This window comes from Actinoplanes sp. SE50/110, assembly GCF_900119315.1.
GTDB lineage: Bacteria > Actinomycetota > Actinomycetes > Mycobacteriales > Micromonosporaceae > Actinoplanes.
In genome coordinates, this window is the sequence record NZ_LT827010.1 from 3,001,447 (window position 1) to 3,016,465 (window position 15,019).

At 69.8% G+C, this 15,019-nt stretch carries 14 protein-coding genes; 13 read left to right on the forward strand and 1 reads right to left on the reverse strand.

The genetic code is table 11. The features are described from left to right. Positions 1-82 precede the first annotated feature (82 nt). From iolD to ACSP50_RS13335, 6 genes are all read left to right on the forward strand, one after another. A complete protein-coding gene (gene iolD, locus ACSP50_RS13310; RefSeq protein WP_014689886.1) occupies positions 83-1,954 on the forward strand; it encodes a 3D-(3,5/4)-trihydroxycyclohexane-1,2-dione acylhydrolase (decyclizing) in 1,872 nt (623 codons plus the stop codon). A 286-nt stretch (positions 1,955-2,240) separates the two neighbouring features. Continuing rightward, positions 2,241-3,146, forward strand: a complete 906-nt coding sequence (locus ACSP50_RS13315; RefSeq protein WP_014689885.1) for a TIM barrel protein — start codon at positions 2,241-2,243, stop codon at positions 3,144-3,146. Further along, positions 3,143-4,123 (forward strand): substrate-binding domain-containing protein, encoded by a 981-nt coding sequence (locus tag ACSP50_RS13320; protein WP_014689884.1) that lies wholly within the window; start codon positions 3,143-3,145, stop codon positions 4,121-4,123. The genes ACSP50_RS13315 and ACSP50_RS13320 overlap by 4 nt, the downstream gene beginning before the upstream one ends. Positions 4,124-4,458: 335 nt before the next feature. Next, positions 4,459-5,511, forward strand: a complete 1,053-nt coding sequence (locus ACSP50_RS13325; RefSeq protein WP_231956923.1) for an ABC transporter permease — start codon at positions 4,459-4,461, stop codon at positions 5,509-5,511. 1 nt (position 5,512) lies between these two features. Next, a complete protein-coding gene (locus ACSP50_RS13330; protein WP_014689882.1) occupies positions 5,513-6,334 on the forward strand; it encodes an ATP-binding cassette domain-containing protein in 822 nt (273 codons plus the stop codon). A 145-nt stretch (positions 6,335-6,479) separates the two neighbouring features. Beyond that, on the forward strand, positions 6,480-7,505 hold the full coding sequence (locus ACSP50_RS13335; RefSeq protein WP_014689881.1) for a Gfo/Idh/MocA family protein: 1,026 nt from the start codon (positions 6,480-6,482) through the stop codon (positions 7,503-7,505). Between the two features lie 159 nt (positions 7,506-7,664). On the opposite strand, the gene ACSP50_RS13340 is transcribed toward ACSP50_RS13335, so the two are convergent. Beyond that, positions 7,665-8,303 (reverse strand): TetR/AcrR family transcriptional regulator, encoded by a 639-nt coding sequence (locus ACSP50_RS13340; RefSeq protein ID WP_014689880.1) that lies wholly within the window; start codon positions 8,301-8,303, stop codon positions 7,665-7,667. Between the two features lie 107 nt (positions 8,304-8,410). Between ACSP50_RS13340 and paaN the strand changes: the two genes are divergently transcribed. The 7 genes from paaN (at position 8,411) to ACSP50_RS13380 (ending at position 14,990) form a co-directional block, all read left to right on the forward strand. Then, the gene (gene paaN, locus ACSP50_RS13345; RefSeq protein ID WP_014689879.1) at positions 8,411-10,096 is read left to right on the forward strand and encodes a phenylacetic acid degradation protein PaaN; all 1,686 of its coding nucleotides are present in this window, start codon (positions 8,411-8,413) and stop codon (positions 10,094-10,096) included. Further along, positions 10,093-11,019 carry a 1,2-phenylacetyl-CoA epoxidase subunit PaaA gene (paaA, locus tag ACSP50_RS13350; protein WP_014689878.1) on the forward strand — a complete coding sequence of 309 codons (927 nt, stop codon included), beginning with the start codon at positions 10,093-10,095 and terminating at the stop codon, positions 11,017-11,019. Before paaN ends, paaA begins: the two co-directional genes overlap by 4 nt. Continuing rightward, the gene (paaB, locus tag ACSP50_RS13355; protein ID WP_014689877.1) at positions 11,016-11,312 is read left to right on the forward strand and encodes a 1,2-phenylacetyl-CoA epoxidase subunit PaaB; all 297 of its coding nucleotides are present in this window, start codon (positions 11,016-11,018) and stop codon (positions 11,310-11,312) included. The genes paaA and paaB overlap by 4 nt, the downstream gene beginning before the upstream one ends. Before the next feature lie 7 nt (positions 11,313-11,319). Then, on the forward strand, positions 11,320-12,201 hold the full coding sequence (gene paaC / locus ACSP50_RS13360; RefSeq protein WP_014689876.1) for a 1,2-phenylacetyl-CoA epoxidase subunit PaaC: 882 nt from the start codon (positions 11,320-11,322) through the stop codon (positions 12,199-12,201). A gap of 343 nt (positions 12,202-12,544) precedes the next feature. Next, positions 12,545-13,033, forward strand: coding sequence for a 1,2-phenylacetyl-CoA epoxidase subunit PaaD (gene paaD / locus ACSP50_RS13370; RefSeq protein ID WP_014689875.1), 489 nt, complete (start codon positions 12,545-12,547; stop codon positions 13,031-13,033). A 1-nt stretch (position 13,034) separates the two neighbouring features. After that, entirely contained in the window at positions 13,035-14,081 is a 1,047-nt protein-coding gene (gene paaE / locus ACSP50_RS13375) for a 1,2-phenylacetyl-CoA epoxidase subunit PaaE (protein WP_014689874.1), read from the forward strand. A 306-nt stretch (positions 14,082-14,387) separates the two neighbouring features. After that, positions 14,388-14,990 carry a class I SAM-dependent methyltransferase gene (locus ACSP50_RS13380; RefSeq protein WP_014689873.1) on the forward strand — a complete coding sequence of 201 codons (603 nt, stop codon included), beginning with the start codon at positions 14,388-14,390 and terminating at the stop codon, positions 14,988-14,990. The last annotated feature ends 29 nt before the right edge of the window (positions 14,991-15,019 follow it).

Genomic DNA, 15,019 nt, shown 5'->3' on the forward strand with positions numbered 1-15,019 from the left:
CATCTTTTACGGGTGGTCCGGTGAGGCGCCGGCGCACCGTCGCGAGGGCGGACGTCAAGCGGCATCCTCTGCGGGGGTCGAGGTGAAGCACCGGCTCACCGTCGCGCAGGCGGCCGTCCGATTCCTGGCCAATCAGTTCACCGAACGTGACGGGATCCGCGAGCGGGCGGTGGCCGGCTTTCTCGGCATCTTCGGGCACGGCAATGTGGCCGGAATCGGTCAGGCACTGGTGCAGGCGCACCGCACCGGGTCGCCGTCGATGCCGTACCGTTTGGCCCGCAACGAGCAGGCGATGGTGCACACCGCGGTCGGCTATGCCCGGATGCGCAACCGTCTGTCGACGATGGCCTGCACCGCGTCGATCGGTCCCGGTTCGACCAACATGCTGACCGGCGCGGCACTCGCCACGATCAGCCGGATTCCGGTGCTGCTGCTGCCGTCCGACGTGTTCGCGACCCGGGTCGCCACCCCGGTGCTGCAGGAACTGGAGGATCCGCGCGCCGGCGACGTGTCGGTCAACGATGCGTTCCGGCCGCTGTCGAAGTTCTTCGACCGGGTCTGGCGGCCCGAGCAGCTGCCTGCGGCGCTGCTCGGCGCGATGCGGGTCCTGACGGACCCGGCGGAGACCGGTGCGGTCACCGTCTGCCTTCCCCAGGACGTGCAAATTGAGGCGTACGAATGGCCGGACGACCTGTTCGCCGAACGCGTCTGGCACATCACCCGGCCTGTTCCCGACCCGTTGTCCGTGGAGCGGGCGGCCGCCGTGATCAGGGGCGCGCGCCGGCCGCTGATCGTGGCCGGTGGCGGGGTGATCTACTCGGAGGCGTCGGCGCAGCTCGACCGGTTCGCCCGGGAAACCGGCATCCCGGTCGCCGACACCCAGGCCGGCAAGGGCGCGTTGAGCTGGGATCATCCGAACGAGGTCGGCGGGATCGGGGCGACCGGCAGCCCGGTCGCGAACCGGCTCGCCGGGCACGCCGACGTGGTGATCGGCATCGGCACCCGGTATTCGGATTTCACCACCGCGTCCCGGACCGCCTTCCGGCATCCGCACGTCCGGTTCGTGAACCTCAACGTGACCTCGTTCGACGCGGGCAAACTCGCCGCGCTGCCGCTGGTCGCGGACGCCCGGGCCGGGTTGCAGGCGTTGCGTCCGGCGCTGCACGGCAGGCGGTTCACCGATGAGTTCCAGGAGGACGTGGCCGGGTGGAACGCGGTCGTCGCCGCGCATCTCCGACCGGGCGGCGGCTTGCCGACGCAGGCGCAGGTGATCGGCGTGGTCAACGACGCGTGCGGGGCGCGCGACGTGGTGGTGCAGGCGGCCGGCAGCCTTCCCGGCGACCTGCAGCGGCTGTGGCGGTCCCGGGATCCGAAGCAGTACCAGGTCGAGTACGGCTACTCCTGCATGGGCTTCGAGATCGCCGGCGCCCTCGGCATCAAGCTGGCCGACCCGTCCCGCGAAGTGTTCGCACTGGTCGGCGACGGGTCGTACCTGATGATGGCGCAGGAGATCGTCACCGCGATCGCCGAAGGCGTGAAACTGATCGTCATCCTCGTGCAGAACCACGGTTTCGCCTCGATCGGCGCCCTCTCCGAACAGGTCGGCTCGCAGCGGTTCGGCACCAGCTACCGCTATCGCAGCCCGCAGACCGGCGACTACGACGGCGCGCTCCTTCCCGTCGACCTGGCACTGAACGCGGAAAGCCTGGGCGCCGCGGTGATCCGCTGCCGCACCACAGCCGACCTGGCCGAGGGCCTGAAGAGAGCCCGCGAACACGACCATCTCACCCTCCTCCACATCGAGACCGACCCACTCGCCGCCGCCCCGTCCTCGGAGGCGTGGTGGGACGTCCCGGTCGCCGAAGTCGCCACCCTGCACAGCACCCGCCACGCCCGCGCCGCCTACCTCGAAGCCAAACGCGACCAACGCCCCCACCTACGCCCCGGTGACTGACCTCCCCGACCACCTACCCGCACTCGGAGGCTGACTTCCCCGACCACCTACCCGCAGCCGGAGGCTGACCACCCCACCGCCCAACCGCACCCGGAGGCCACCCGATGTGCCCGAGCCACCCCCGTCCCGCCGGCCACTCCACCGCTGGCGCCGTATCCGCCCCCACCCCGCTGCCGGCATCCGCTTGCTGCCGACCCCTCGTCAGACGATCACTTCCTTCCGCCGTCCCTGACCAGGTCGCTGCCAAACCCCGGCCTTCCGTCGCGGCGCCCTTGTCGAGGGCGTGGTGAGCCCCGTGCGCCGGCTGCGACTCGGCAGCTGCCCCGATTCCTGGGGTGTCTGGTACGCCGCGGATCCCCGGCAGATCCCCTGGTCCCGGTTCCTCGACGAGCTGACCGAGGCCGGTTACCGCTGGCTGGAGCTCGGCCCACACGGCTACCTGCCCACCGACCCCGCTCAACTCGCCGACGAGTTGGCGGCCCGCGGCCTGTCCTGCGCCGCGGGCACCGTCGGCGGCGTCGGCGGCCCGCACAGGGACTTTCCGGCCGTGGTCGCCGGGACCCGCCGCGTCGCCGCCCTGACCCGCGCGGTCGGCGGCCGCGACGTCGTCTTCGTCCCTGTTCCCGGTTACCGCGACGACGCCACCGGCGGATACCTGGAACCCGCCACGCTCGGTGCCGGCCAGTGGCGCGCCCTGCTGGACAACACGAACACCCTCGGCCGGATAGTCACCGAGGAGTACGGCCTCAACCTCCGTTTCCACCCGCACGCCGACTACCAGGTGGAGAACCAGTCTCAGATCGAACGCTTCCTGGACGGCACCGACCCCCGCTTCGTGTCGCTGTGCCTGGACACCGGCCACCTCGCCTACCGCCGCGCCGACATCCTGTCACTGATCGCCGCCTATCCCTCCCGCATCGGATACGTCCACCTGAAGCAGATGGACCCGGACATCGCCCTCCGCGCGGAAGCCGAAGATCTCGCTTTCGCGCAGGCCGTGGCTCTCGGCGTCAGTGTCGCCCCACCACGTGGCACGCCTGACGTGCCGACCGTGCTCTCCGCGCTCGCCGCCCTGGACGCGGATCTGTTCGTCGTGGTCGAGCAGGACATGTATCCGGTCGACTTCGACGTTCCCCTGCCGATTGCCACCCGCACCCGCCGGTATCTGGAAGAGACAGGAGACTTCGCATGAGGAAACGCCTGCTTGCCGCCGGGACGGCCACCGTGCTCGCGCTGGCGGCGTGCAGCGGTGGCGGCCGGGACAAGTCCGCCGCGGACACTTCGGGCGCGGGCGGCAACGCGCCCGGCAGTTCCGGTTACACGATCGCGTTCGTCACTCATGAGACCCCCGGAGACACGTTCTGGGACAAGGTTCGGGCGGGTGCGGTGCAGGCCGCCAAGGACGAGGGCGTCACGCTGAAGTACTCCAACGACCCGGACGCCGGCAAGCAGGCCCAGCTGATCCAGAGCGCCGTCGACGCCAAGGTCAACGGCATCGCCACCACCCTGGTCACCCCGGACGCCCTGGCCGGTGCGGTCAAGTCGGCGACCACCGCGGGTATCCCGGTTGTCGGCCTCAACGCCGGCATCGACCAGTACCAGAAACTCGGCGCCCTGATGTATTTCGGTTCCGATGAGTCCCTGGCCGGCACCAGCCTCGGCAAACGCATCGCCGGCGAGGGCGCCAAGCACCCCCTGTGCGTGATCCACCAGACCGGTTCGGTCGCCCTGGAAGCCCGCTGCGCCGGCGTCAAGAGCGCCGTCCCCGCCACCGAGAATCTCCAGGTGAACGGCGCCGACGACAGCGCGGTCACGACCACCCTGCAGGCGAAGCTGGCTCAGGACAAGTCGATCGACTACATCGTCACCCTCGGCGCCCCGGTCGCCCTGGACGCGATCAACGCCAAACAGCAGGCGTCCTCGGAAGCCAAGCTGGTCACCTTCGACCTGAACCAGGAGATGGCCAAGCGCATCAAGAACGGCGAGGTCGAGTTCGCCATCGACCAGCAGCCCTACGTCCAGGGCTACATGGCGGTCACCTCCCTGTACCTGTACCTGAAGAACGGCAACGACATCGGCGGCGGCCGCCCCGTCCTCACCGGTCCGTCCTTCGTGGACCAGACCAACATCGACAAGATCCTCCCGTTCACGGAGAAGAACACTCGATGACCCCTCCCACTCCTCCCGGAACCCCCGACCCCGCAAAAACCGCTGATCCCGCCGGCACCCGCGACCTCACCGACCATGCCCACCACCTCACTGACCCTGCCCACCACCTCACCCACCCTGCCCACCACCTCACCGGGTCCGCAGACTCAGCCCGCCAGCCCGCAGACTCAGCCCGCCAGCCCGTGGGCTCAGCCCGCCATGCCACGGCGCTGGGTTCCCAGCCCGAACCAGCCCGTGGCACAACCCGATCGAGGGCCCGGCGAGCCGCCCGCCTGCTGGCGCGACCCGAGGTCGGCGCCCTTGCCGCAGCCGTCGTCATCTTCCTGTTCTTCCTCGTGGTAGCTCCGTCCTTCCGGTCCACCGCGGCGTTCTTCACGGTCCTCTACCAGTCCTCCACGATCGGCATCGTCGCGGTCGGCGTAGGCCTCCTCATGATCGGCGGCGAGTTCGACCTCTCCGCTGGCGTCATCACCACCAGCGCCGGCCTGGTGAACTCGATGTTCTGCTGGTACTTCGGCGTCAACCTCTGGGTCGGCGCCGCGCTGTCCCTGGCCTTCTGTCTCCTCGTCGGTTTCCTCAACGGCTGGCTGGTGACCCGCACCGGCATCCCCAGTTTTCTGATCACGCTGGGCACGTTCTTCGTTCTGCAGGGCGCCAACCTGGGCGTCACGAAACTGGTCACCGGATCGGTGTCGAGCCGCGACATCACCGCCATCGACGGCTTCGCATCCCTGCAGAAGCTGTTCGCCTCCAGCATCACCATCGATTTCGCCACCATCTGGATCACCGTCGTGTGGTGGGCCCTGTTCGTCGCCCTGGCCGCGTGGACTCTCCAGCGCACCCGGATCGGCAACTGGATCTACGCTGTCGGAGGCTCCGCCGGGAGCGCCCGCGCCGTCGGCGTCCCGGTGACCCGTACGAAGATCGGTCTGTTCATGACCGTGTCGTTCCTCGGCTGGTTCATCGGGATGCACTCGCTCTACCGCTTCAACACGTTGCAGGCCGGCAACGGCGTCGGGAACGAATTCCTCTACATCATCGCCGCGGTGGTCGGCGGCACCCTCCTCACCGGCGGTTTCGGCAACGCTGTAGGCGCGGCCATCGGCGCTTTCATCTTCGGCATGACAAGCCTCGGCATCGTCTACGCCGGCTGGGACCCCAACTGGTTCAAGGCCTTCCTCGGCGTCATGCTCCTGCTCGCGGTTCTGGTCAACACGTACGTCAAACGCCTGGCCACCTCCACGGCCAGCTTCTCCTCAACCGCGGACACACCACCCCCACGCGACCGGGCGTCGACCTCTGCTCGCCCGCCCGTGCTCGCGGGTGCCCCGCCGTCCAGCGACCCGGCATCGCCTTCTGCCCGCGTCGCCGCACAGGAGGAGGACTGACGTGACCGACACCCTGGCCGACCACGCCGACCGCGGTCTGCGGCGCGGCGAACTCCTGATCGAGTTGACCGGCGTCGGTAAGACGTACGGAGCGATCCGCGCCCTGCTGGACATCGACCTACGGGTCCGGGCCGGTGAGGTGACCTGCGTGCTGGGCGACAACGGCGCGGGCAAGTCCACGCTTATCAAGATCATCTCTGGCCTGCATCCACACACCTCTGGTTCTCTCAAGGTCGACGGTGCCGCCCGGTTCCTCGGCTCGCCGCGCGACGCGCTCGATCTGGGAATAGCCACCGTTTACCAGGACCTCGCGGTGGTGCCGCTCATGGAGGTCTGGCGCAATTTCTTTCTTGGCTCGGAAATCGTCTCCGGTCGTTTCCCCCTGGCTGGCATGCGCGTGCGGGAAATGCGCCGCATCGCCGACCGGGAACTCCGCAAAATGGGTATCGCGGTGGCTGACATCAATCAGCCCATCGGCACCCTGTCGGGCGGCCAGCGGCAGTGTGTCGCCATCGCCCGCGCAGTGTATTTCGGCGCCCGCGTGCTGATCCTCGACGAGCCCACGGCGGCGCTCGGCGTGAAGCAGTCCGGGGTGGTGCTGAAGTACATCGCCGCAGCTCGGGATGCGGGCCTCGGCGTCATCCTGATTACCCACAACCCGCAGCACGCCTACCTGGTGGGGGATCATTTCGTGATCCTCCAGCGGGGCGTGGCCATCCTCGATGCCGGGCGCGGCAGCGTCACCCTGGAGGAGCTGACCACGCAGATGGCCGGGGGTGACGAACTCGCGGAACTGTCGCGTGAATTGGAGCGCCGATCATGATTTACCTCCGCGGGAACAGCCTTTGCGGTCGGCCTTCATCCTGCCACTCCGGCAGGCCACCCGGAAAGGGCGATACGCGTCCACATAAACGTCCACCAGGGACTTCGCGGAGATTCCCGGACCTTCGGATGAGGGGGAGTGCAGCATGACCGCCCTGGCCGCAGTACGCGTCGGAGTGATCGGCACCGGCCTGATCGGCCGCGACCACATCCGTCGGATGGCGACCGGAATGTCCGCGATTTCGGTTGTCGCGGTGGCCGATGTGGACCTGGTCCTGGCCTCCCGCGTCGCCGCCTCGGTCGGCGCCGAGGTCTTCACCGACGGTCTCGACCTGATCGCCTCGCCCCGGGTCGACGCCGTCGTCATCTGCTCCTGGGGCCGGACCCACGAGCGATACGTGCTGGCCGCGATCGCCGCCGGCAAGCCGGTCTTCTGCGAGAAACCGCTCGCCACCAGCCAGCACGCCTGCCTGCGCATCGTGGAGGCCGAGGTCGCGCACGGCAGCCGGCTGGTGCAGGTGGGTTACATGCGGCGGTACGACCCGGCCTACCGCGCGGTGAAACGGGTGCTGGACAGTGGCGTGATCGGCGCCCCGCTGATGATGCACTGTGCGCACCGCAACGCCGGGGTGCCGTCCTTCTACGAGCCGGAGAACACGATCACGGACACCGCCGTGCACGAGATCGACATGGTGCGCTGGATGTTCGGCGCGGAGGTGACCGCGGTACGCGTGCTGCGTCCGCGGGCGAGCCGGAACGCCGGCGTCCTGCCCGACCCGTCACTGCTGCTTCTCGAGCTTGCGAACGAGGTGCTGGTGGATGTCGAAATCTCGGTCAACGCCCGGTACGGCTACGACATCCGCGGCGAGATCCTTGGCGAGGACGGCACGGTCTCGCTCGGCGATCCCGGGCTGATCGCGGTGCGCCGGGCGGGCCGGCTGGCGAGTCCCGTGCCCGAGGACTGGCGGGAGCGGTTCGGCCCGGCGTACGACATCGAACTGCGCGAGTGGGCCGATTCGCTGGTCGGCGGTGGAGAGGCCGGCGGCCCGGGCGCGTGGGACGGCTATGCCGCCTCGGTCGTCTCGGACGCGGCGGTGCGGGCGCTGCGGACCGCGGAGCGCATCCCGGTGAGTCTGGTCGATCGGCCCAAGTTGTACGCGTTGTCGGGCTGACGCCGCGGGTGGCGGACGGTTCGCCTGCGCGGGAGTGTCACCGCCGACGTCGTTGGCGGCGATGACACCCGGCCTCCGGGCGAATCCGTCCCGCGTGCGACGTGGCCCGCGGGAGAGCCGCCCCGTAAAGGGTTCCTGCCCGCCTGGGGCAACGTTAACTCATTGTTCGTCTTGAACGTGTTGATCATCGGTTGTGTCTATTGTCCGAAGTCCGTCGAAAGCGAGCCGGACCACGGTGTCGGCCAGCGCCCCGGGCCGGCCGCGATCAGGGCGGTACCACTCCACCAGCGAGTTGACCATGCCGAAGAGCAGACGCGCGGCGGTCGCCGGGTCCACGTCCGCGCGGACGCCCCCTTCGGCCTGGGCCTGCTTGACGAGCTCGGTGACCAGCGCGTCGAATTCCCGGCGACGAGCCAGGGCGTGCTGTTCGACCGCTGTGTTGCCGCGGACGCGGAGCAGCAGCGTGACGAACTCCAGGCGCTCGGCGAGCACCAGAACACTGCTCCGGACCAGCGCCTCCAGGCGTACCGTCGCGGATGCCGGCGCGTCACGCACCTGCTCGGCCGCCTCGAAGAGGCCGTCCACCGCGCGATCCACCGCCATCCCGAGCAGCTGCTCCTTGCTGCTGACGTGGTGGTACAGGGTCGACTTGGTGATGCCGAGCGTCTCCGCGACGTCGAACATGCTGGTCGCGTCGTACCCGTGCGCGTTGAACAGCCGGACCGCGGCGGCCAGCACGGCGTCGACGTCGTGGCCGGGCCGGCCGCGGCGGCGCGGTGCGGGCTGCGCGGTGTCCATGGAGCGAAATATGTCAGACCTGACGAGGAGAGTAAGGCGAGGGCTTGAATTACCGACCGAATGGTTGGTAAACATGAGGGGACCACCGATCGCAACGGAGCGAACGCATGACGACACCCGCTGACCTGTACGCCACCCACCGTGAGCTGCTTGAGCGCGCGATCGAGGCGGCCTCCGCCCGCGACTACTGGTCCGCCTACCCGGAGTCGCCCAGCAAGTCGGTGTACGGCGAGGACGCCGCACCCGCCGGCGAGCGTGCCTTCGCCGCCCTGCTCGGCAACCGGTTCCCGATCGACGTCCCCGGCGCCACCGGCACCGTGTCCACCGAGCGCTCGCCGTTCGGCATCGAGCTCGGTGTCAGCTACCCCAAGGCCGACCCGCTCGCCCTGGTCGCCGCCGCCCGCGCCACCATCCCGTCCTGGCGCGCCGTCGGCCCGCAGGGCCGGGCCGGGATCGCCGCCGAGATCCTGCGCCGGATCAACGCGCGCATCTTCGAGATGGCGCACGCCGTCCAGCACACCTCGGGGCAGGCGTTCGTGATGGCCTTCCAGGCCGGCGGCGCCCACGCGCAGGACCGTGCACTGGAGGCCATCGCCTATGCGCTGGCCGCCACCACCCGCATGCCCAGCACCTCGTCCTGGGCCAAGCCGCAGCGCGGCGGTGACCCGCTGAGCATGACCAAGACCGGCACCGTCGTCGGCCGCGGTGTCGCCCTGGTGATCGGCTGCACCACCTTCCCGACGTGGAACAGCTACCCCGGCCTGTTCGCCAGCCTGGTCACCGGCAACCCGGTCATCGTCAAGCCGCACCCGGGCGCGGTCCTGCCGCTCGCCATCACCGTGCAGATCTGCCGGGAGGTCCTGACCGAGGCCGGGCTGAACCCGGACGTCGTCACGCTCGCCGTGGAGGAGCCGGGTGACGGCATCGCCGCCACCCTCGCCACGCATCCCGACGTGCGGATCGTCGACTTCACCGGCTCCAGCGAGTTCGGCGACTGGCTCGAGGCGAACGCGCGGCAGGCCGTCGTCTACACCGAGAAGGCCGGGCTCAACACGGTCCTGCTCGACTCCACCGACGACTACCGCGGCCTGCTGCGCAACCTGGCCTTCTCGCTCTCGCTCTACAGCGGCCAGATGTGCACCACCCCGCAGAATCTTCTGATCCCCCGCGACGGCATCGACACGGAAGCCGGCCGTCGCACCCCGCAGGAGTTCGGCGCGGACCTGGCCACCGCGCTCGGCAAGCTGCTCGGCGATCCGAAACGGGCGGCCGGCACTCTCGGCGCGATCGTCAACGACGGCGTGCTGGCCCGGCTCACCGAGGCGGCCGGGTCGCCCGGCGTGGTGCACCCGTCCACCGAGGTCACCGACGAGCAGTTCCCGGGCGCCACCATCCGGACGCCGGTGGTGCTGAGCCTGGACGCCGCCGACGACAAGACCTACACCCGCGAGTGGTTCGGGCCGGTCTCGTTCCTGATCACCACCGACTCCACCGAGCACAGCCTGCGGGTGTTCACCGAGACGGTGCGGGCGCACGGCGCGCTGACCGCGCTGGTCCACTCCACGTCGTCCGAGGTGCTCGCGGCCGCTCGGGAAGCGGCGCTGGATGCCGGCGTGCACCTCTCGGAGAACCTGACCGGCGGCGTCTTCGTGAACCAGACGGCGGCGTTCAGCGACCTGCACGGCACCGGAGCGAACCCGGCCGCGACCGCCTCGCTGACCGACGACTACTTCGTGAGCGGCCGGTTCTTCACCCTCCAGTCCCGCCACCACGTGCCGGCGGCGACGTCATGAGCGGTGAGGAGACCTTCGCCGACACGATCGCGCGGGATCAGCGTGTCGAGCCACGGGACTGGATGCCGGACGGATACCGCCAGACCCTGATCCGGCAGATCGCCCAGCACGCCCACTCCGAGATCATCGGTATGCAACCGGAGGGCGATTGGATCACCCGCGCCCCGACGTTGCGGCGCAAGGCGATCCTGCTGGCAAAGGTGCAGGACGAGGCCGGTCATGGGCTCTACCTTTATTCGGCTGCCGAGACGCTCGGCGCCGACCGGGGCGATCTGACCCGGCGGCTGATCGAGGGTCGGCAGAAGTATTCGTCGATCTTCAACTATCCGACGCTGAGCTTCGCCGACGTCGGGGTGATCGGCTGGCTCGTCGACGGCGCCGCCATCTGCAACCAGGTGCCGCTGTGCCGCAGTTCCTACGGGCCCTACGCCCGGGCCATGATCCGGATCTGCAAGGAGGAGTCCTTCCACCAGCGGCAGGGCTACGAGTTGCTGATGACCATGATGGGCGGCACCCCGGCCCAGCGGGACATGGTGCAGGATGCGGTGAACCGCTGGTGGTGGCCCTCGCTGATGATGTTCGGCCCGCCCGACGGTGACTCACCGAACTCGGCCCGCTCGATGGCGTGGAAAATCAAGCGGCACAGCAACGACGAGCTGCGCCAGCGGTTCGTCGACATGAGTGTGCCGCAGGCCGAGGCGCTCGGCGTCACCCTGCCCGACTCCGAGCTGCGGTGGAACGCCGACCGGGAGCACTACGACTTCGGTGAGCCCGACTGGGCTGAGCTGAAACGCGTGATCACCGGTGATGGGCCGCTCAACCGGCAGCGGATCGCGCGGCGCCGGCAGGCGGATACCGACGGGGCCTGGGTGCGCGAAGCCGCCGCGGCGCACGCGGCGAAACAGACCGGGAGCGGGCGATGAGCGACGATGTACGCCACGAGTGGCCGCTGTTCGAGGTGTTCGTGCGGGCCAAGCGCGGCCTCAACCACGTGCATGTCGGCTCGCTGCGGGCCGCCGACCACCGGATGGCTCTGCAGCACGCGCGGGATCTGTACACCCGGCGCAACGAGGGGGTCAGCATCTGGGTCGTGCTCTCCGACGACGTGGTGGCCAGCGACCCCGATGACAAGGCGGCGTATTTCGAGCCGAGCGCCGACAAGGTGTATCGGCATCCGACGTACTACGCCATCCCCGACTCGGTGCCGCACATCTGAGGTGACCATGGCCTTCGACGACGCGTACGGTGCGCTCACCGATCATGACGACGACGCCCGCTGGGCGTATGGGACCGGCTTCACCGACCCCCTCGCCGGGGTGCCCGCCGCGTTCCCCGACGGGGTGGATCGGGGCGACCTGGCCACCTACTGCCTGATGCTCGGCGACGACGCGCTGATCATGTCCCACCGGTTGCAGCAGTGGGTCACCCGTGCTCCCGAGCTCGAGGACGAACTGGCGCTGGCCAACATCGGACTGGACCTGCTCGGGCAGGCCCGGCTGCTGCTGACCCGGGCCGGGGAGGCCGGGGGTGGCGGGCATGACGAGGACGCGCTGGCCTACCACCGTGACCCGCACGAGTTCCGCAACGTGCGGTTGGCGGAACGGGCCGACGGCGACTTCGCCCAGCTGACCGCCCGGCTGCTGGTCTTCGCGACCTGGCGGCTGGCGCTCTTCGACCGGCTCGCCGCCTCCCGCGACCCGATGCTGGCCGCGATCGCCGCCAAGGGGGTCAAGGAGCTGACCTATCACCGGGACTACGCCGCGCAGTGGGTGGTCCGGCTCGGCGACGGCACCCCGCTGTCGCACGACCGGATGACCGCGGCGATGACCGGGGTGCTCTCAGCGGCCGGCGAGCTGTTCCGCCCGCACGAGGTCGAGGCGCGGCTGGCGGCCGACGGCGTCGCCGTCGACCCGGCCACCCTTCGTGCCGAGTTCGACATGGTGCTCGCCGAGGTGCTGGCCGCGGCGACGATCGACGCCGGCTCGGTGACGGACGACGACGAGGCCGCTGGCCAGGGCCGCGACGGCGCACACACCACGGCCCTCGGCGAGATCCTCGCCGAAATGCAGGAGCTGGCCCGTGCTGTCCCCGGAGGTACGTGGTGACCACCGTCCGTCACCTCACCGCCTCGGGCCTGCGCGGGCCCCGCAGATGCGATGGCCGTCGCTCTGACCGTGGCGTGCGCGGGCCGCGGAGTTGCGGTGACCATCGCTCCGACTGTGGCGTGCGCGGGCCGCGGAGTTGCGGTGACCATCGCTCCGACCGTGGCGTGCGCGGGCCTCGAGGTTGCGGTGACCATCGCTCCGACCGTGGTCTGCGCGGGCCTCGAGGATGGGGTGACCATCGCACTGTTCAGGGTCTGAGCGAGGCCCACGGGTGCGATGACCGTCGCTTCACACGGCGCGCTGTGATGGGCGCGCCGGCTGGTGTTCTCGCGGGCGGCCGGCGATGAACGCCGAGCTGGTCGTCGGCACCGTCACCGACCCGGAGCTGCCGATGGTGACCCTGGCCGAGCTGGGGATCGTGCGCGAGGTCCGGCAGGACGGTGACGGTGTGGTCGTGACGATCACCCCGACCTATTCGGGCTGCCCCGCCATGGAGGCGATCCGCGCCGACATCGCTACGGCGCTGCGCCGGGCCGGCTTCGGGCCGGTCGAGGTGCGCACCGTGCTGGCGCCGGCCTGGACCACCGACTGGATCAGTGAGTCCGGCCGCCGCAAGCTCGCCGAGGCCGGCATCGCGCCACCGGGGGCCGCGCCTCGCCGGGCGGGCGGGCCGATCCCGCTCACCCTCACGCCGCGGTCCGGCGCCGTCCCGTGTCCGCGCTGCGGCTCGGCGGAGACCGAAGCGGTCGCCGCGTTCGGCGCCACCGCCTGCCGGGAGTTGCGTCGATGCCCGGCCTGCCGGGAGCCGTTCGAACACATGAAGGAGATCTGACGTGGCGATCAGCGGTTTCCACACGCTGCGGGTCGCCGCGGTCGATCGGCTGTGCCCGGACGCGGTCGCGGTGACCCTGGCCGTGCCGCCCGAGCTGACCGAGCGATTCGCGTTCCGGCCCGGTCAGTCGCTGACGGTCCAGCGGGCCGGCGAACGCCGAACGTATTCGATCTGCGCCCCCGCCGGCGGCGCGCCCCGGATCGGTGTGCGCGAGGTGCCCGGCGGCCGGATTTCCGGCTGGATCGTGCACGACCTGCGCGTCGGTGACGAGTTGGAGGTGGCGCCGCCGTCCGGGACGTTCACCCCCGATCTCACGGCGGGCGGGCGGCACGTGTTGATCGCGGCCGGCTCCGGCATCACCCCGATGCTGTCGATCGCCGCGTCCCTGCTGCGTCGGCCGGATGCCGAGGTCGTCCTGCTCTACGGCAACCGCCGGACCGACACGGTGATGTTCGCCGAGGAACTCGCCGACCTGAAAGACCGCTATCCGGCCCGGCTGGAGCTGGTCCACGTGTTGTCCCGGGAGCCCCGGGAGGCCGACCTGTTCTCCGGTCGCCTCGACGCGGCCCGGCTGCGGGCACTGCTGCCGCTGCTGATCGACGTCCCGGCGGTCGACCACTGGTGGCTGTGCGGCCCGTTCGGGATGGTCGTCGACGCCACTGAAGTGTTGAGCGAGGCCGGGGTCGCACCCGAGCGCATCCACCGAGAGTTGTTCTGGGCCGACGAGGCGCCGCCCGAGCCGGTTCGCCCCGAGCCGGAGTCCCGCGGCCCGAGCAGCGAGATCACCGTCCACCTGGACGGCCGCGCGACCACGGTCACCGTCGAACAGGGCGTAACCCTGCTGGACGGCGTCCAGCGCGCCCGGCCCGACCTGCCGTTCGCCTGCAAGGGCGGCGTCTGCGGCACCTGCCGAGCCCGCGTCATCGAAGGCGACGTCGCCATGCGCCGCAACTTCGCCCTGGAAGACGCCGAGTTGGCCGCCGGCTTCGTCCTCACCTGCCAGAGCACGGCCACTTCCCCGAAAGTGGTGGTCGATTTCGACGAATAACCCGCCAGGTCCCCCAGCGCAGCCGCCAGCCCGCTGACCCCGCCGCTTGCTTCCTGCGGGTCGTGAGCCAGCCTGTGGCGGGTTGTCGGTTTGCTCCGCGCGGGTTGCGGGTTGTGTGTTCGCGTGGGGCGGGTTGTCGGTTTGCTCCGCGCGGGTTGCGGGTTGTGTGTCCGCGTGGGGCGGGTTGTCGGTCTGCTCCGCGCGCGTTGCGGGTTGTGCGTCCGTGCGGGACGGGAAGGCGTCACCCGGCTGATTCCCGGGTGATCATTCTTCTACTGTGGAGTCTGGGCGGGGTAGCGTTCGCGCATGGAGGTTTTCGATCAACTCGCTGAGAAGTATCAGGGCGAGCACAGCCATAATCCCTACCAGTCGGCGCTGATCGAGAAGATCGGCACCCTGCTTCCGGCCGGCACCTCGGTGCTCGACCTGGGCTGCGGCACCGGGGTGCCGACCGCCCGCGTTCTGACCGAGTCGGATCACCGCGTTGTCGGTGTGGACATTGCCGAGGGCATGCTGCGGCTGGCCCGTGAGCAGGTGCCCGCGGCCGAGTTCGTGCATGCCAACTTCGCCGAGCTGCCGGCGGATTTCGGCAGGTTCGAGGCGGTCACCGCGTTCTTCTCGCTGCTCATGCTCAGCAAGGCGGACATCGAACGCACCCTCGACAAGATCGCGGGCTGGCTGCAGCCGGGCGGATACTTCGCGATCGGCATGGTCAACTTCGACGCGGACAGCATCCCGATCGAATTCATGGGAGTGCCGGTGACCGTTTCCGGCTACCTGGAGCCGGACCTCAGGGCGGTCCTGGAAAAGCACGGCTTCGAGGTCGCAACGATCGAGACGGTGTTCTTCACGCCGACCGACGGGCCGCAGGAGAGCCAGATCTTCGCCCTCGCCAAGCTCCGGCCCTGACCATCAAAGGCGATAAAACCTCAAAATCC